8 protein-coding genes are annotated in these 18,974 nt (G+C 54.0%); 1 reads left to right on the top strand and 7 read right to left on the bottom strand.

Annotation, left to right across the window (positions count from 1 at the left end):
* Nucleotide 1: 1 nt before the first annotated feature.
* The 5 genes from HND56_08190 to HND56_08210 form a co-directional block, all read right to left on the bottom strand.
* Complete coding sequence (locus HND56_08190; protein ID QKK05667.1) at nucleotides 2-1,339, bottom strand: biotin/lipoyl-binding protein; 1,338 nt, start codon at nucleotides 1,337-1,339, stop codon at nucleotides 2-4.
* Nucleotides 1,332-2,762: an efflux RND transporter periplasmic adaptor subunit gene (locus HND56_08195; GenBank protein ID QKK05668.1), complete on the bottom strand. Its 1,431-nt coding sequence runs from the start codon at nucleotides 2,760-2,762 to the stop codon at nucleotides 1,332-1,334. Before HND56_08195 ends, HND56_08190 begins: the two co-directional genes overlap by 8 nt.
* Nucleotides 2,763-2,800: 38 nt before the next feature.
* Complete coding sequence (locus HND56_08200; GenBank protein ID QKK05669.1) at nucleotides 2,801-4,264, bottom strand: TolC family protein; 1,464 nt, start codon at nucleotides 4,262-4,264, stop codon at nucleotides 2,801-2,803.
* A gap of 274 nt (nucleotides 4,265-4,538) precedes the next feature.
* Nucleotides 4,539-4,787 carry a DUF465 domain-containing protein gene (locus tag HND56_08205; protein QKK05670.1) on the bottom strand — a complete coding sequence of 83 codons (249 nt, stop codon included), beginning with the start codon at nucleotides 4,785-4,787 and terminating at the stop codon, nucleotides 4,539-4,541.
* An 80-nt stretch (nucleotides 4,788-4,867) separates the two neighbouring features.
* The gene (locus HND56_08210) at nucleotides 4,868-6,124 is read right to left on the bottom strand and encodes an Hsp70 family protein (protein QKK05671.1); all 1,257 of its coding nucleotides are present in this window, start codon (nucleotides 6,122-6,124) and stop codon (nucleotides 4,868-4,870) included.
* Between the two features lie 173 nt (nucleotides 6,125-6,297).
* Between HND56_08210 and HND56_08215 the strand changes: the two genes are divergently transcribed.
* Nucleotides 6,298-6,933, top strand: a complete 636-nt coding sequence (locus HND56_08215) for a thermonuclease family protein (protein ID QKK05672.1) — start codon at nucleotides 6,298-6,300, stop codon at nucleotides 6,931-6,933.
* Between the two features lie 9 nt (nucleotides 6,934-6,942).
* On the opposite strand, the gene HND56_08220 is transcribed toward HND56_08215, so the two are convergent.
* Both HND56_08220 and HND56_08225 read right to left on the bottom strand, forming a co-directional pair.
* Nucleotides 6,943-11,094 carry an OmpA family protein gene (locus HND56_08220; GenBank protein QKK05673.1) on the bottom strand — a complete coding sequence of 1,384 codons (4,152 nt, stop codon included), beginning with the start codon at nucleotides 11,092-11,094 and terminating at the stop codon, nucleotides 6,943-6,945.
* Complete coding sequence (locus tag HND56_08225) at nucleotides 11,091-18,854, bottom strand: DUF11 domain-containing protein (protein QKK05674.1); 7,764 nt, start codon at nucleotides 18,852-18,854, stop codon at nucleotides 11,091-11,093. The genes HND56_08220 and HND56_08225 overlap by 4 nt, the downstream gene beginning before the upstream one ends.
* Nucleotides 18,855-18,974: the final 120 nt, after the last annotated feature.

Consider the following 18,974-nt stretch of genomic DNA (forward strand, 5'->3'; position numbering starts at 1 on the left):
CCTATACTCCCAGAAAGCGGCGCAGGGAAATCAAGGGTCGCCTGAACAGGCTGTAAGCCAGCAGGCTACGCCCGCCATAAATTTTTGCCGTCCCTGTCAGACCGATACGCGCCGCCTCACCTCCGTCAAAAGCGGCACGGATTTTATAAGTCAGCAAACCGTCAGCATCCATTGATGACTGATAACTAACGGTTTTCAGATATGCCTGATGTTTTTTCAATGGGGCAGTATTCAGGAAAAACGCCACCGGTTCCGCCTCGTCAATCGTCAGCATCGCATCTACGGGAACACGGATCAGCAGTTCCGTGTCATGCGGTGCTGCCAGCATCATAATCTTATCTCCCGTCCGCACAGGGCGGCCGCGCAAATCATTTTTATCGGAAAAAACCGCCACACCGTCACGTGGCGCCGTCATTACAGATTGCGCAAGAAGCTGCCGCGCATAGCTTAATTCCTGCTGCCGCAAGGCGATTTCCGCCCGCAGCGCCGCCAGTGCCTGTTTTTTCTCCGGTGCCGTGATGGATTCCCGCTCCGCTTTCGCCAGCACAGCCTGCGCCATAATCTGCCGGTGTTCCGCCTCCGCCACCTGACTGCGCAAAGCCGTATCGTCAATTTTTGCCAAGACCTCGCCCTGCTTGACCAGCGTATTGGGCTCAACCGGTATATCTGCCAATGTACCGTCAAAGGGGATGCTGATGACATAAGGGTCTTTTGCCACAATTTCCGCCGGTGCCGTCACCGCCAATCTGACCGGCCAGCACAGCACCGCCAATACGGACAGTGCCAGAATTTTTCCTTTCCAACCGCGCAACTTCTTGCTGCCGCCCTGCGTCAAAGCCTGCATGCCGTAACCGTAAGCATCTGCCAATTCATCCAGCAAGACTTTATCCAAAGCTGCAAAAGCCTCTTCCCGGTCTATCCATAAAGCGCCTGTTACATTGCCATTCCGGTCATATAATGCCATCAATGCCGCATTGGCAGAGCACCATGTTTGCCAGTTTTTCTTATCCGCCCCTTCCGCATCTTTTGCATCTTTTGCAGTCAGAATGCGTACAGCATCCTCCTCCTGTTGCGGCACATGCCGCGCAATAAAATCCGATAACCACAACAGATAAGGACTGTTTTTTTCCGTCTCTGTCAGGCCGGAAACCGTTTCAATACCGTTATCCCGCGTCCAGAGTAACGCTTGACGGTAGGGAACAAGACGGTAAGTTTCATTCACCATCATAAATGCCAGCTCTGCCGCCGTCTTTTGACTGCGGGACTGCCGTTGCAACGAAAGCAGCAGAAGCAGCTTTTCAGCCTGCGCATCTATTTTTTTCGGATTTTTTTTACTCATCACCCAAATCCTGCGGTACGTCTTCAGGATTTGCCGCCACTTTCAAGCCGATAAAGCCGAGCGGAGTTTTCTTGCGTGCGGCCCCGACATCAAAAATTGCCTTACCGCCCATACCGGGAAGCAGCTCCTCCTGATAAGATGACATCTCCGCAACGATTTCCGCCGTCTGACTGACCGGATCAACTTTACCATGGACACGAATGACATGCGCCGGATATGTTTTACCGCTTTCCTCCACATAAACATCAAACGGCGTGCCGACATTCAGCCAGCGCAGCCAAACAGACGGCACCAGAAATTGCAACAGCAGCGGTTCATTTGAAGAAATTTCCATCAACACACGCCCGCGTTCCGCGTATTCATAGGGGCTGGCCAACCTGTTTGTCACGCGCCCGTCAAACGGCGCCTTGATCGTGCAAAGAGAAATACGTTCTTCAACCTGCGCCAGGCGCGCCTGTTCTTGTGCCACGCTTTCCTGTGCCGCAATATATTCAATTTCGGATAATGTCCCTAATTTGCGCAATTGCTTTTTGGCTTTCAGTTCGGCATCAGCCAGACGCAGCGCCGCGTTTTTCTCATTGTAAAGCGCCTCTTCCATCGCACAGTCGAAACGCGCCAAAATATCTGCGGCAGAGAAAACATCACCGTTCTGGAAGGGAAAATCGAGAATTTTACCGCTCATCAGGCTTGAAATAACGGCCTGTCTGCGCGCGATCAGAACAGATTGCACTTCATGTGTCTCAACAGGTGCGTCGGACAAAGCCGGCAAGGCTTCCGCCGTTGCCGTTTCTACCGGATTATCCCCTGCTGCAGGCGCAATTTGCGCAAAAGTTTCAATATCATCCAGAACTTTTTGCATCGGGCTGAACTCTGGTGTGTTCTGCGCTTGCGCCGCACCCATTGCAATAACGGATACGGGTTGTGCAACTATTGTCTCGCGCGGCGAGACAGAGAAGAAAAATTTGCGCGATGATGCAAACTCAACGGCTTTTTCCCCAAAGTTGTTAACCTTTTGCACAGCCGTTAGAACCGTATGGGAAGCCCCCAGCGTGAGAGGTGCATAAGCGTCAGCCACCTGTTGTTTGACCGCTGTCAGATCAGGCGCTTCCAGTTCCGTCACTTTCTGAACAAGCTGTTCCTGCAGAAGCGCCGTTTTCTCAAGTGCTTTCTGTCCCGCATCCCGCGCAAAAACGCCAAATGCCTGTAGTTTTTGTCCTGCAACGGCAGGCACGCGCCGCCAATCATCCTTATTGAACAAAAGCGGGTCGGACAATACCAGCATTAACCCCAGAACTGCGCCAAACAACACACAGGCAACAAACAGCGCACGGGTTTTACCCGTCGCCGTTTTGCGCTGCGCCTGTCCTGCGGATTTTCGTCCGAAGGGGGCGGCCTTGTTTTTTCCTCCCGATGCATCGAGCATAATGTCTCTTCGCAACCTTTCATTTACCGATGCGGTGTTTACAACACCGTATCAAGCTGTGTCAGGTGATATTTTTCGTCTTCTTTTTTTTGTTCTTCTCCGTCTTGGCTTCCGGCATTCTGCCAAATATCCACGCCCAAGCTGTTCAACATGCGTGCATAAGCATGTTGTGCTGCCTGATAGGCAAAACTTCTGTCCCATTGCAGCAGAGCATAATCGAGCTCCGTGTTGAGAACACTTAAATCACTGCCTAGACCCGCCTCGCGCTTGCGCGTCGCGCTACGCAAAATCTTCCGGTAATTATCCGCCTGTTCATCCATTTTTAAAAACTGGCTGCGGCTTTCTTCCAGCTGCTGTTTTGCGACATGAACCTGCGCAATCACCGCAACCAACAAGGCATAACGCTGCTTATCAGACAGCGCTTTTTTGTTCTTGGCCTGTTCATAACGCTGCGGCAGTGTAAACAAATCCATCAGCATTGCGGAAAGCGATACCGAGAAATTCGCCCAGTCCTGATCGGATAGAAAGGAATTCGTATCTTTGTTCAGCCCCAGAAAGAAGCGCGCACCCGGCAAAACCTCCAGCACAGTGGTTTTGATATCACGCAGGGCGATACGTTCTTTCAAAAAAGCCTCTTTGATTTCAGGGCGGTTCATCAGCGCTGTTTCCTGCAGCTTTTCGCTGTCCTGCTCCAGCTTGGGAAACTCTGCGGATGTCAGCCAATTTTCCCGCGGCAAATGCAACGTCACTTTATCTTCGGGTGACAACCCGACCAGTGTCTTCAGCTCCAGCATCGCTTGCGCAACATCGCGGCGCTTTTCCGCCAGCGCGTTGCGCTTGCGAAGCAATTCCTCTTTTTTCTGCAAACCGCTTTCATACGGGATGACGCCTTTTTGTATGGCCTGTTCCAAATCCGCCAACCGCCCGTCAGATTCTTTCAGCAACGCGGCATGTTTCTCTGCTGTTTCCTGTTCCGCCGCAGCGCGCCAGAAGGCAACATAGACATCCTGTGCCAGATTTTGCAGCACTTTGCGGCGGCGTTCATGTGCAATCAGCACGCGATCAGATGCCGTACGTGCATGGGCAACTGTGACGGCGGCATCCAGAATATTCCAGCTCGCTTCCAATTGCGCCGTGCGGCGGTGCCTGTCTGTGGAAATGGATGGTTCCAGTGATTGCATTCCCGTTAAAGCCGAACGGCTAGATGACGCACCTGTATTACTGCGTCCCTGATAGGATGCGCCGGCTTCGATCTGCGGCAACAGGCTCAATTTTTCGATATTGTATTCACCGCTGCGAAGCAGCTCTTCCATCAGCGCGACCTGCACATCCAGATTGCGTTTCACAGCCAGATCAAGCGCCTGATCCAGCGTCATCTGCAAGATGCCGTCATTTTTCTGTGCGATGACTTCCAAATCGCTGCGCAGTTTTTCCGTGTATTCCCGATCCCCCATCGGCGCAGTCGCCGTCGAACAGGCCGTCAAAAACAACAGCTCGGACATCAGTAAAAAAAAACTGCCAAGACGAAAAAAATTTATGCTGGAATAAAGACCCATAGAGACCAAATTTTCTAACAATTAGGGGCGGCAGAGAAGCCGAGCGAAAGCCTAGAGAATGCATAATTATGCACTCTTTCATTTTACGCTCTTCTCCATACAGGTCAATATGTTAGTAATTTTTTAACAATTTATGTGATAAAGGCGACTTAAAAAAAGCCGCCTTTCACGCCCCTGTCCGGCAGAGGCATCGTTAATACGCTGAAAAACCTTCTTCGCCTTAGGCGGCTTCGGTTTTTACGATAATTTCCAGCATTTCGTCTTTCAGCGACAGACGTGTCTTTTTCAGATCTTCCAGACGCTCGTCACTGGCGGCTTCAATTTCTTTTTCGATGCGTAAAATTTCTTTCGTCACATCTTCATATTCATCGAAAAGCTTTTTAAAATGGGCATCCGCCGTTTTCAGCGTGTGGATTGCTTCTTTATGTTCCGGCAGTTCATGTACCAAATCGTGATGTTCTTCCAACATAGTGTTTTCCTTTCATTTGCGGTGATTCCAAGGGAGTTTAAAGCCTGCGGCCTCAAAAATAAAGCATTATGACAGAAAAATCACGCCATCATCCCAAAACGGCGGATAGCTTCATAACCCAGCCCCAGACCGACACTAGACAGCTTATTCTCCTCAGATATCTCCGCCTGTGGAAATTTGGCTGCGATTGTTTCTTTCAACAATGGTACCTCTGTCGTACCGCCCGTCAAAATAATCAATTCCACCGCCTCTTCTGCGATTTGCGCCTGCCGCAAACAATCATCAATATCGGCAATAATCGCACGCACATGTTTCTCCACCGCATCATTAAAAACGCTGCGCGCCACAGTAACGGAAAACGCCTCCTCTACAAAATCAAGCGATGCCGTCACTTGCAAATGCTCCGTCAGTCCGATTTTACAATCTTCAACCGCCGCCAAGAGCTGATGGCCTTTTTCCTCCTCCAGCAATTTGATATAGCGTGAAAACTTTTCCGGCGCATGTGACTGCGGCAAAATATCCCGCATCTGCTTGTGCATTTTCGGCGTGTATAAAAAGTTGATTTTCGACCATTCGGACATGTCATGGAACGGCACAGCCGGAAGCGGTAGGTTTTTCTCGCCGTAATCCGTGCCGTATCCGAAATCGGGCATGAAGGCACGCAGACTTAAATCCTTGTCAAAATCATTTCCGCCAATACGGATACCGGAATTGCCGAGAATGTCATCCGTGCGGTCAGCTTTATCCATCACATCCTGCGCCAGACGAATGACGGTAAAATCCGATGTACCGCCTCCGATATCGGCAACAAGTGCCAGTTTTTCAGATGGAAGATTTCTTTCATGCGCAAAAGCGGCCGCGATCGGTTCATACTGAAAAGCGACATGTTTAAACCCGACGGCTTGCGCGATATTCTGCAATTCGTCCTGCGCACGACTATCGGTTTTGCTGTCATTATCGGCGAAATGCACGGGTCTGCCCATAACGACATTTATCATTTCAACGCCGCTGTGCTGCTCTGCCACAGCTTTCATATGGCCGATAAAATCACCCAGAACATCTTCAAATTTCTTCAGCTTTCCATTTACCACCGTGCCGTCATTCATCAGGCTGGTACCCAGAATACGTTTCAGACTGCGCATGAAACGCCCCTCTTCCCCCTCCATAAAAAGCTGCATCGCCTGTTTGCCGAAACAGGGCTGCGGCGCAACGGCAGAATAGAAAACGGCACTCGGAATCGTTATGCCGTCCTCTTCCAGAGGCACAAGCGTCACGGCGCGTTCCCTGCAAAGGGCAAGCGTTGAATTCGAGGTTCCAAAATCAAGACCGCAATTCATTGAAATAACTGTTCTGTTTGATGGCAGCGCAAATGCCTTTCATAGATAGGAAGGATGGCCGCATTTGTCAAGCAGGGGTACGGAGGAGGCTGCATATAGGGCTGGCGCAACCTGAAATATCTCATCTATAATCACAGACAGTATAATGACAATCTTGTAGCATGGTTTCAAATATGCCGGATTTTACAGTTTTCGACAAAACAATACTGGTCACAATTGCCAGCGCAGCGGCAGCATTCCTTATTGTTCTGGGTGTCGGGCTGACGCTTGTCAAAAACAAAAGCCGGACAGAACTGAAGCGCCAAAAAACACGCGGCGGCAAGGAATGGCAAAATGCCCGCCAAAAAATACGCTTTTTCCGTTTCAAAAATGCGCGTGAAATACTGATTATTTTTTCACTGCTGGCACTGATCGCTCTGGGGAAATTTCTGGAACCGTCCCCGCCTGCCGCAGATACACACAGCGCCAAAGACGGCAAAAGCAGCAGCACAATTTTCTGCCATTCCCCCTACATTATTGACGGCGATACTTTCGACTGTATCGGCACGCGCATACGTCTGACGGGGATTGATGCGCCGGAAATGCCCGACCATTGCAGAGCCGGGCGACGCTGTACCAAAGGCGATCCCTTTGCCGCAAAAGATCATCTGAAGACTTTAACAACGGGCTGGGTAAAATGCCACGCCATCGAAATTGACCATTACGGGCGCACCATTGCCCGTTGCACTGTAAAGGATATCGATCTTTCCTGCGCGATGATCGCCTCCGGCCATGCCGTCCGGCGTTACAGCCGTATTTCCTGCCCTTAAGTCCGGCAATCAGAAACTGCCGACAATATTGAAGAAAACACCGCGGCTTTGATAATCAAGATTGGTCAGATCATCCGAGAAATCCGTGAAGTTATAACCGACGCCCAGTTTGACATTCTCGTTAAAATGCCGGTACACGCCGATCAAGCCGCCGGCTTTTGCGTCACCGGCATCTTTGGCATCAAGATAGCGCAGCTCACCCGTCACATCCCATTCATGCACCACATGCCAGTCAGCACGTGCCACGCCCAGCCATGCCGTGCTACTGAACCACGGCGTACCTGCCGCCGTCGTATCACGCAATTCGCCGACACGGTATCCCAACTTGCCGCCCACCGATAGTTTAGGAAACAGATCATAAATAAAATCGCCCGAGAAGACATGACTGCGCTGTTCATAGCCGTTTGCAGCACCTGTGCCAGAGACTTGCCCCGGGCTACCCTCATCAGACAAATAAGTGTAACGCACCAGCGCATTCAATTTGTCGTTCAAAACGGGGCGGTAGCCAAAGCCCATATTCAGCTCGGTAAAATTCGCATCCGTCGTGCTACCTGTACCCGCATCGCTGAGAGCAACATCCAGTCCGCCCGAGAAACGCCAATCTTCCGAAACCTGATAGGCCAGCGTATTTTTCATCAGCCATGATGTTCTGTCACCTGTCGTATTGCCGCTTTCTTCGCGCCATTCCAGCGTACCGCCATAGCGGACTTTATCGCGGGTATAACCTGCGGAGACGGAGGCCGCAATCCGGTCAAGATCACCGGTTGCCGGGTCAGAGGTTTTTCCGGTTTCAAATTTACCGCCCCATGTCCAGCGGTCGCTGGCAGCAAGGTCCAGCCCCATCGCATGCATAATGCCGGACTGCCCCTGCTGCGCATGCAGATAACGCTGCTCGGAAAATACCGACAAATTATCAGTATAGCGGGAGCGCGTTCCCGCCACGAGCGTATTGCTGCGCCCGTTATTGCCCGTATCAGTGCGCCCTGTGTCAGACAGATAATTGATATAATGGCTGGTACGGTCGTCCACACGGTAATCCAGCCCCGCCTTGCCGCCGAGACCGTCATCGCCGCCTGTCAGTTCGCCGCTGATTTCCAGCCGGTCATTCAGGCGGAATAAACCGCCGCCGCCGTAACGGTCATTGCCCAGCCGCGTCGTATCACGGTGCAGCGTTGTTTGCGCAAGGCCGTAAATTTCGTAACGCCCCGGCGTGCCCTCTTCCGTCAACGGCGCATAACCAAGTTTTACAAGCGCGTCCGTCCGCTGCCCTGTTTGCGCCAGCACCGTACTACCGCCTGCCGCCAGCGCCGTATCACGGTCATCATGCCGCGCGCCGAATGTCAGCGTTGTTTCCTGTGACAATGCGTAATCCACACCCGCCTCGACCGCTTTATAACTGCCGGTCGTTTTGCCTTCCTTGAAATCGGCCTTCGCTGTGAAATCCAGCCTGTCCGACACCGGCAGACGGAGCATACCGCCTGATTGTTCTACGCCTTCATTTGTCAGCTGCCCCGGCGCGGAAAAGCCGTTTTGCCTGTTCAGCCAATATCCCGATAATGTCCCGTTTTGTCTGCCATCCGTCAGTTCGGCAAAATCAGCGGCAATCTCTATACGGTGCGCATCCGCATCAATACCCGCCGTTCCCGTTTGCGGGATAGCGCCAAAATTGAAACCGCCATTCTGTGAGGACATGCCGCCTGTTCCCGGACCGTCAGAACGTGCGGTTTCCAGTTTTAGATATGTGCCGGGTTTGTAACGCAGCGTCATATCCGCCCCCAAAAGGCTTTGCTGCCTGCCTGTACCTTTTTGTTCATAACCTGATGCGCCAACCCGCAGATGATCATTCACCCAATGGCTGACGCGCCCGCCTTTTGTCATGTTATCAACGGAAGAAACGCCGGGGGTAAATTCATAGCCCGCGACAAGATAAACCGGATTGCCGCCTTGTGTGCCGTTCAGGATGAAGGCGGAAATACCCGCCGTTGATTCCAGCGGCGTGCTTAAAATAACGCGCCCTTGAATATAATTGATGTCGTAATCCTGTCCGTAAATCAGTGTTTTGGATTCCAGTACGATACCTGAATCCTGATCGCGCACCTCAACACGCAGCCTTTCCGAGCCGATGACCAAATCCTGATTGCGCAAATAGTAAAGTGACCCGCCCGTGCCGCGGAATTCTTCAATCGCATCTAATGTGCCGGGATCGGCCGCGAACAGATCAAGCTCCGTACGTTTTTCACCGAAAGCCGTTGTTGTCATACTGCCGTGATGCGCTTCGGCACCGTAAAGCGTACGGCTGAAATTCATCAGATCGGTTCCCGTCAATCGGGTCTGAAAACTGCCCCATAGAACTTTCGTATCGTTTTTTTCAACCTTCACATAGAATTTTCCCAAAGTCGGCGCATCTTCGATCAGCGTGGAATCATCGCCGTAAACCGGATAATAAGCACTAGGGTCAAGGCGGCGCAGCAGGCTGCGGGCATCTTTTTCATCGAATTGCGAAAAAATATCCTCAAGCGGTTTTTCCTGTGTATCGGCGCTGGAAGTCACTTGCCAGCCATTCTTCAATTTGCCTTTGGTGTAATAGGCCAAACGCCCTTCGGCATATAGTTTTTCATTATAGCGATCGCTGTTTTTTCCGGTCACCAGCGCCGCCGGGCCTTTCACATCATTCAGCCCCATCGTCAGATCCGCAATCCCGACAGTGAACCATTCCTGCGACGGAATATTGATATGACGATTGAATTCCGCACGGCCGCCATCCGTTTTTTCAAGCACCACATCAACATCGTGATCGCCTGCGGGCAGTATCTGCTCCACGGCAAATTTACCCTGCGTATCCACCGGAACCGGCTGCCCCATTACCAGAACCGTTTCCCCTGCGGCGATACCATCACCATTCACCGTCACCGTGCCGCCATGAACCGGAATATTGCGCAAACCGATATGGTTCTCCCCATATCCCGTCAACATCTCGCGTGTTTTGCCTTCATCGGGCTGTGCGCCACGCCGCGCATCCAGAATATCCATCACTTTCGGCGTCGTTTCGTCGAAACGACCTTTCCCGTCATAGACGCGCAGCAAATATTTTACCGCCGTCAGAGTATTATCCTGCGGCACTGCCCATGTAATTTCGCCAAAAGAACCATCAAAAGGCAGAACAGCCAGCGGCGGTTTATCTGTTGAGACACCTTCCTTGAAAATCCGCAATTCCGCTTTTTTGATAAAGGCGCGGTAATTTGTATAGGGAAGGAAAGAAACCGTCTCCCCTCTGACCGCGCCCTCCGGCCAGACCGTCACATTCAGAACAGGCTCAATCTCCAGCCCGTCAAAACGCAGCTGAATATCCGCTTTTTCAAGTGCGATATCCGTGCAACGCGTTACATCCGCGCTATTGGGAACATCTTCTCCCGGAGCCGTTTCGCCATCAATGGAAATACGGAACGGCAAATCACTATCCTGCGCAGGCGCATCTTTGCACACCCCCGCCTGCGGCACAGCATAAGCGGCTGTTTTATACCAGACGCGTAGCTCCGCGCGACGATCATCAGCCATGCAATCCTGATAATCCAGCTGCGCCTGTTCCGGCGTTTCCGCACCAGCCATATCCAGCTGACATTCCGTCGCCGCCGCACTGTCTCCCATCCCTGTGATGCGCACAGGCACATTCTGCCATGCCTCCAATTCACGCAGATAGGCGGCAACTTCTTTCGCACGGGCAACGGAGAGAGCATGGTTATCAGCATAATATTTGCGCGACTCTTTTGATAAAGGCTGTTTATCGGTATAGCCGACAATCTCGGCGCGCTCGATCTCTCGTCCCTGCAGCTCTGTAGCAAGATGTGTCAGCGAGGCTTTTCCCGCATCCGATAATTGATGCCGCCCCGATGCGAAATACGGCACATCAGCATTCCCCAATTTGGAAATCTCAGCCTTTTTGCGCCACAATACCAACACTTCATCCGCAGGACGGCGGTATTCCGTATCTGGTGGCACAGCGCGTTTCACAACCCGCGAGACCATCGCCGTTTTTCCCGGCTGATCCAGCGGCGGGCAAGTGTCGCAATCCTCCCCGATCGCCGGCGAATTCCCTGCCAGAAATGCGACGGCAACACCGGTCAGTAAAAGATATTTCGATGCGGCGCGGGAGAATATCATCATTTCTCTCCCGCCGAGGAGGTCACAAATTCCTCCTCCACTTGCAATTCATGGCAACAGCTGTGTTTCTTCCACAGTTTTTTCACCACGTCCGTCACGGCTTGCAAACGCTTGCGCGCCAGCTTTTCATCTTCCTGTTTTACGGTATAGGCCAGACGCAAGACAATCGGGCGGTCACGCATTTGTTCCAGAACTTGTTCCAACTGGCTGTGGAAATCCGGCTTTAAGTCGGTTTCGCCTGACAGGAAGGCATCATCGCGCATATCGACCCGCACGACCTTATGAATGGCGGCACCGAAATTGATCTTTGCCATCTTTCCGCGCGTCGCGCGGATAATGCGCGGGTTTTCCGTCGTGACGCGATAGCCTGTCGGCAGCGTGCGTTCATCCAGCTTCATAATGAAATTACTGCCGCGCTCTTCATCAGGAATAGCAGCACAGGCAACATGGAAACGCCCTTGCGCATCCGTTGTCACCAACAAACCGTTCACAGTTGCCAGACGCACGGCGGGAATGCCCGGCTCACCCTCATCCTGATAGCCGTTGGTGTTTTTATCATCAAAGACCTTTCCGATCAGATCGGCGCAATCAAAAACCGGATCAGGGACAACACGCACCGTTGCTGTTGCCACATTGGAAGCCGCATTGGCAAAACCCGGCGGCACCAGATTATTGATCGCCTCGACACGGTTCACATACTCACCCGGCTGCACACCCGCGCCGACGACAAGGATCATTTTAAATGTCCGCGTCGCCCCCGCCGCAATGGTCAAATTCGGCCAGGTCAGCGTTCTGTTCACAACGGTCGGCTCAGTCGCCACCCCATCCAGTGTCGCGCTTCCGGCTTTGTATTTAAAGCCCGGCGGAATGGTGTCGATAATGTTGATATTGGTCAAATTCGCCGCCAGAGTATTGCGCGCCGTAATCGTATAAGGCACAAGCTGGCCGATGCTGACATTGGTCATCGGCGTCGTTTTGGTCAAAACGATGGCACTGTCCAGCACCGGATCCAGCGGAATATGGTTGTTGACCAGATTGGCCGATGTCGCCGGATCAATGACAAAACTGAAATAATGCTGGGTCGTCGCCTGATCGGCAGGCGTAAAGGCAGCGGTTGTCGCCGGACAGGCCGCAGGGTTATGCGCGGGTGCAGCAAGCACCGGTGCCAGGGCACTCGTCTGCACTTGCGCAGGATCGGGCGGCGGCGGCGAGACTGTCAGCGTATTCGCACACACCGGAATAATCGCCGATGGCACCGGAATGTAAGCGCCGGGATAGCTTGAAATCGAAAGTGTATAGGTTCCCGCAGGCGCGGCAGGCGTTAACAGGAACTGGTACAAACCATCTGCGGCGGTCGTTACTGTTGCCGTGCCGCCGACAAGATGCACTGCCGGATTAAATCCGACAGGCCCCGCGATTGTCACATCTGCCCCCGCAACCGGTAAACGGGTAATGGAATCATAGACCACACCCGCCGGATCCAGCGGCAGACTTTGCTCGATAATATTATCACCTGCCAGCAATGACAGATTGCTTAATGTACCATCGCCACTGGACAGATCCGCACCCGCCGGATTTCCGGCATTGGTGCCGCCATTGCTGGTTGATGCCCCGGTATCACGCGTTCCGTTCGCGGGCACAATCCCCTGCTCATTCGGCAGGGCGCGTCCGTAAATCAAGCCTGTTGTCGGTTCACGGAACTGGATTTTATATCCTGCCCCCGGTGCGATACCGTTAAAGGCATAAGTGCCATCCGCCGCCGTTGTCGCTGTACTGACGATAATATTGTTGAACAGCAATTCAACCGTCCATCCCTGCACAAGCGGCTCACCTCCGTCAATCTGGCGGTCATGGTCATAATCGCGCCAAATCGTGCCGCTGATATCGGCCACATTGGCAATCGCCACCGTATCGGTATCGGTATTATTGCCGTCAAAACCGGGGGGCTCACCGCCGCCGGAGACAACTGCCGTATTTACCAGCAACTGCCCCGCCGTACCGCCCGCCACAGCAACACGCAAAGAAATCGGGTTACCGTTACCGCCTGCCGCAATCACGTCTGTGCTGGTACAAGTGACGGTCGTATCGCCGATTGCTCCGACACAAGCCCAGCCTGTTCCCGTCGCCGGTGCAGCAACTGTCATACCGACCGGCAGCGTATCAACAACAGTGACCGTACCGGAGGTTGCCACCGTTCCGACATTCGACGGTGTGATCGTAAATACACCGGTCGTCGACCCCTCACCAAAACTGGACGGCGCATGGGTTTTCAGAATTGTCAGATCAGGCGCCGCTCCCGGCACTTCGGCAAAATTATTACCGCCCGATACCGTATTCGCACCTGTTAAATCAAAACCCGCAATACGGCTGGTTGTTGCCGTCGGGTTGCTGGCAACGCCGCCGGTGCTGCCGGCCGTCACAATCCCGTTGGTTGTGCCTGTTGCCTGTGCAGGCTGATCCAGCGTATAGGTTCCCGGCGGCAATCCGGTAAAACCGTAATCCCCGTTTGCATCCGTCAGTGTCGTTGCGCTGACGGGATTGGTGTTGATATCCGTTCCTGTCAGATTGATCGTCTGGTTTGACAACCCATATTCCGTCCCATTCAAAACACCGTCATTATTGTAATCAAGAAAGACATTCCCCAGCGCGCTGCGTCCATTGATGATCTCCGCAAAATTATTATCGGCGGCTGTCGTGTTCGGCGGCAGGATAATCGTGGCAATCACGCTCGGCACCGTTGCGGGATTTGTCGGCGTCCCCGCCGTACCGCCATTGGGAACCGCACCTGCTGTCGTAATACCGTTTGATGTCCCCGCAGGCTGGTTCGGCTGGCGCACCGAATAAGTCGCGGGCTGCAGCCCCGTAAAGTTGTAAGCCCCTGTGGCGTCTGTCGTATCGGTTGTGATGACGGCATTGCCCGCATCCAGTAGCTCGATCAACTGTCCGGCAATCCCCGTATCACCACCATTCTGGATGCCGTTGTTATTGGCATCCTGAAAGACCGTTCCCGAAATAGCTGAGAGAACGATTTCCGCAAAATTATTTCCGGTCGAGCCGCTGACCTCGCCGCCCGCACCGTCATTATTCAGAATGATATTGATGATCTGACTGCTTGTTGCTGTCGGGTTCGAAGCCGTCCCTGCCGTTCCGGTACTGCCATTGACACTGCCGATCGCCCCTGCCGTTGTCGTGCCGTTACTGGTTCCCGCAGGCTGGGCATTTTGGCAGACGGAATAAGTGCCGCCCGCAAGGCCGGAGAACAGATAATTCCCCGCCGCATCCGTCAGTTGCGTATCCAGCAATGCGCCGCCGCAGGTTGCGCCGCTGCGTAGCTCCACCGCTTCGCCGGAAATCACCGCATCAGTGCCTGACTGGAACACACCATCGGGCGCGACATTATTGTCGCGGAACATTTTACCGGAAATAAAGCCCAGCGTACTGACTGATAAAACCGCATTCGCAGGCTGCTGGTTATTGCCCAGATTGGTCTGCAGACGCCCTGCCGGAATGTTGTTTGTATGATCGCCCGGCGTGTTTGCCGTGACATCAACGCTGATCGTACAGCCGCCTGCCGGAATAGATGCGCCATTCGCATAGCTGATTGTTGCCGCCCCTGCCGCTGCCGTGACAGCCCCCGGACAGGTTTTCACAACATTCGGCACAGGTGCGACCAACACCGCTCCCGGAGCCGTTGGCAAATTATCAGTAAAGATTGAGGTCAGAGTCAGCGGTACCGTATTATCATTACCAAGGAAGATCGTCATGGTCGAGACGCTGCCTTGCGGAATAACTGCCGGATCAAACTGTTTACTGACTGTCGGCGGCGTTGAAACCAGAAGCTGTGCACTGGTTGGTTCCTGATTACTGACGCCTTCAAAAGTCGTAACAGCACCTGCCGCCAGTGTATTGGTATAGCTGCCGGAAATATTGCTGAGGACATTCACGCTCACGGTACAGGAGCCGCTACCCGGAATTGTCGCTCCGCTCAAGCTGATGCTTGTTGCAGAGGCCGGTGCCGTGACCGTGCCGCCCGCACAGGTGGTCGAAGCTCCCGGTGTTGGCGCAACAACAAGACCTGCCGGGAGGTTATCCGTGAAGGATGCCGCCGTCAGCGCCGCCGCATTCGCATTCGCCAGATTGATCGTCAGCACTGCAGAAGCACCCGGCGCCCGCGATGCCGTGCCTGTCGTAAATCCGGCAGGATTGCCCGCATCCAGTGTAAAATTGGCAATCGCTTTATGGATGACCACCGGCGATTTGGCCCGCAGCGTATCATCGGTCGGGTCGGAGTTTGTTGCGGAGGCACCGCCAACCGTTGCCGAAACAGCCCCCGCCGGAATGGTGTTGAGAAAGTCGCCTTCCGTCGAGGCAACCACGTCAATTTCCCCGTAACAGGAGGCCGCCGTACCGCCGGACGCCGCCCCCAGATTTGCACCCGAGATTTGCACCTGCCCCGCCGCCGGAGACGATATCGTGCCGCCCGCACAAGTGGTAACGGGGTTCGGGCTGCTGGGTACCGTCACATTCGCAGGCAGATTATCCGTAACGGAAATTCCCGAAGCCGGTTGCGCCGTCGCATTGTATAATGTAATCCGCAGGCGCGACCGCTGCCCGACCGAGACCACATTCGGCGTAAATTGTTTGGTAATGCCGACATTGCTTTGAATCGTCAGACTGGTGGTCGCCTGCCCGCTATTGGTCAACCCTTGATCGGTCTGAATCGCATTGGCGGGAATAAAGTTTGTAATCCCGCCGACTGTGGTCGAGCTGACATTGACCGCAATCGTACAAGACGCATTTGCCAGCATGCTTGCCCCCGCAAGCGAAAGCGATGTCGCACCCGGTATTGCCGTCACCGTACCGCCGGTACAGGTTGTTGCTGCGGCAGGCGTCGGCGCGATAATCATGCCATTCGCCGCCGCGCCCATTGTACCGTCTGCGGTAAAGTAATCCGCTAGCGACAGCCCCGTCACATCCAGCGAGCCGTTCGTCACCGTAATCGTCAGACGGCTTATCTGCCCCGGGAAAGTCAAGGTACTGGGATTGGTCGTTTTCGCAACCGTCAGATTCGTCGGCGGATCAAAGACCAGCGTTCCCGTCACAGCCGTCTGGTTACTCACGCCGCCCGTTGCCGTCAGATTGCCGATGGGGATCGTGTTGATCCAGTTCGCCGCTCCGGTTGCCACAACATCAAACAGCAGATCACAACTGCCGCCGCCCGCCAAATTCGCCCCCGTCATCGTCAGGCTGCCGTCACCGGGATTACCCGTAATGACCGGACTGCCCGCACAGGTCGCATAAGCATTGGTCGGATTGGCTAGCACCATTCCCGCAGGCAGCGGATCCGTGACACTGACATTCGCCAAGGCGACCGCGCCGCTATTCGTCATACGCACCGTGACTGTCGATTTACCGCCGGAGGAAACGCTGGAAGGGCTGAATGTTTTGACTGCGCCAAGCGCCGAGGTGAAAGTAATATTCGCCGTATTCGAATTCAGCGGCCCGACCCCCGCAGTCGTTCCATCTGCATAAGTCTGCGTTCCCGCAAGCGTTGCCGTATTGCTGTAAATTCCGGCAGGCGCAATCACATCGACCTGCACCACGCAAGTTCCAGATGCGCCCGTACCGCCGCTTGCCCGCGCAGGAACCGTTGCACCGTTCATAGAAAATGACGTCGCATTCGGCGTTGCCGTCACCGTACCGCCAGCGCAGGTTGTTGCCGCATTCGCCGGTGTCGCCACACGCATCTGTCCGCCGCTGCCCGCCAATGGCAGGTTATCACTCAGCGAGACATTATTCATCGGATTTGCCGACAGATTCGACAGGGTGACCGTCAAGCGCGTAATGGCACCCTCCGAAAGCGGGCCGGCGGGCGAGAAAGCTTTCACGGCAGACAAGACCGCCGTATTGATTGTTCCTGATACGCTATTGGAGGAACCGCCGTTACAGGTCGCCCCCGCATTGTAACAGACTGACCCCGCCGCCAAGGTGTTGGAATAGGATGATCCGTTTGCCGCGCCGGAATCCGTCATTGCCCAGAAGGTAACCGTACAGCTGCCCGGCGTATTCACATCCGCCCGCGCCGGAACCGTGCCGATGGTAAAGACCGGTGTTGTCGTTCCGGTCGCCCCCGTGACCGTCAACCCCACACAACCTGTACCGCCCAATACCGGCGTAAAATTCAAACTGCCGATTGTTCCCGTCAGAAACGTCTGCCCGTTTGTCAGCGTTTCATTAATATCCAGATTATTCAGCGCCGATGCCAGCCAGTTCTGTACCGTCACCGTATAGCTGACAGGGCTGCCCGGCGCCGCGCTTGACGGTGTGCGGGATTTCAGGACACGCAGATCATCCACAACCAGAATGGAGGAAGAAGTATTCTGGCTGACCACACCGGCCGTTGCCGTTGTTACCGCGCCTTGCGCAATACTGTTCGTATAGGTAATGGGCGTATTCGGATTTTGTACCGTCGCGGTAAAAGGCGCAGTGATGGTACAGCTGCCGCCTGCGGCAATCGTGGTATTTCCCGTTTGCGTAATACCGGTATTCCCTGCTGTGGCCGCATAAGTTCCGGCAGTCCCCGTCCCCGTACAGGCGACCCCGACCGCGCCGCTGATTTTTAAGCCGAAACCGGCATTACCGATCCCGTCAATCGGATCATCGGTAAAACCCGTCACCGTCAATGGCGCGGTTCCCGTATTGGACATGACAATCGAAAAACTGTCATCCTGCCCGCTGGAAACGGCGCTATGCGCAAAACTTTTACTGACATTCAGCGGCGAACGCGTACGGACGGAAGCGCTGGCATTATTCGGCACGATGCCGACATCACTGCTGAAATCCGTTGCGCCAACAATCGTATTGCTCTGAAAGCCTGTATCATAAACACCGTTGGTATGACTGGCCACGACCGCAACAGTGATCGAACAGCTGGAATTGGCGGCAATGGTACCGCCCGTCGCCGTTACCGATGTCGCCCCTGCCACAGGCGTGAATGTTGCAGGTGTTCCGCCGCCCGTACAGCTGGAATTACTGACAACGGGGCTGGCCACTTCGATAATCGGCGTCCCCAAAGACGGGAAATTATCCGTAACGCTGAAATTTGCCAGCGCAACGGGATTGCTGTTGCTGACCGTGATTGTCAGCGTGGCGGAACCGCCGCCGAGAACCAGCGTGTTATTACTGAAAGATTTACTTATGACCGGACGCGCAAAGGCCCGCACATTCACGCTTTGACTGACATTACCGGAATTCGCGACAGCTGCGCCGTCATCTCCCGTGACCGCACCATCGGCAATCGTATAGCTGTAGGTTGCCGCATTCCCTGTCGAGGTCCCCGCCGTGACGGGAACAATAATCGTACAAGTTCCATCCGTATTATTTGCCCGCGCCGGAATTGTACCGCCACTGAGCGAAATGGCCTGCGTGCCGTTGACAGCCGTCAATGTCCCCGCCCCCGGATTGACGACAGGAACGGAAGGATCGGTACATGTATAGGTCGCGGCACCGGCAATGCTGAGGCCGTTCGGCAATGTGCCGGGCAAGCTGTTACTGAAAGCGACAGCCGTCACCGGCGCAACCGTATTATTATTGGACAGGGTGATTTCAAGTTGTGTGATTTCGCCGGGATAAATATCTGTCGGCTGCCCTGTGACCAGCGTCACGGAAGCCCCCAATGCTGCATAGGCGGTTCCCGACCACAAAATCCCGCATAACAGAATGATGCAGGCAAGAAACTTTTTCAATCTACGCTGGACGATCATACAAAATCCCGTGTCATTTTTCCGCCCTTAGATAGGCAGAAAAAAAGTCAAAGACACCCCTCCAACAGAGTAGAATATTATTCCATGACTGTAAACGGATAGACAGAAAACATATGGCCT

The organism is Pseudomonadota bacterium (assembly GCA_013285465.1).
Lineage (GTDB): Bacteria > Pseudomonadota > Alphaproteobacteria > Micavibrionales > CSBR16-224 > CSBR16-224.